The sequence below is a fragment of the Streptomyces tateyamensis genome (assembly GCF_003205575.1).
Taxonomy (GTDB): domain Bacteria; phylum Actinomycetota; class Actinomycetes; order Streptomycetales; family Streptomycetaceae; genus Kitasatospora; species Kitasatospora tateyamensis.
The window spans coordinates 1-471 of the sequence record NZ_PYBW01000243.1 but is presented as its reverse complement, the minus strand read 5'-3'; the positions used below and the strand labels follow the sequence as shown (position 1 = coordinate 471).

The following is a 471-nucleotide window of genomic DNA, read 5'->3' as shown; positions in this document are numbered from 1 at the left end:
CTCGCCGAGTTCGATCCGGTAGCCGCGGATCTTGACCTGGTCGTCGGCGCGGCCGACGGACTCCAGGGTGCCGTCCGGCCGCCGCCGGGCCAGGTCGCCGGAGCGGTACAGGCGCGAGCCGGGTGCGCCGTAGGGGTTGGGGACGAAGCGCTCGGCGGTCAGGTCCGGGCGGCCCAGGTAGCCGCGGGCCAGGCCCGGGCCGCTGACGTGGATCTCGCCGACCACTCCGACCGGCACCAACTCGCCCGCCGCGTCCAGCAGGTGGATGCCGAGGTCGGGCATCGGGGTGCCGATCGGGCTGACCGTGGGGTTGGCCAGGTCCGCGTCGGTGATCCGGTGGTAGGTGACGTGCACGGTGGTCTCGGTGATCCCGTACATGTTGACCAGGGCCAGGTGCTCCAGTCCGGCCCAGACCCCGAGGTCGCCGATCTCCAGCTTCTCGCCGCCGAACACCACGGCGCGCACGGCCAG

The 471-nt window shown here is 73.2% G+C and carries 1 protein-coding gene; it reads right to left on the bottom strand.

From position 1 onward, the window contains the following. A partial coding sequence (locus C7C46_RS33105) for an AMP-binding protein (RefSeq protein ID WP_146259321.1) occupies positions 1-471 on the bottom strand: 471 nt, incomplete at both ends.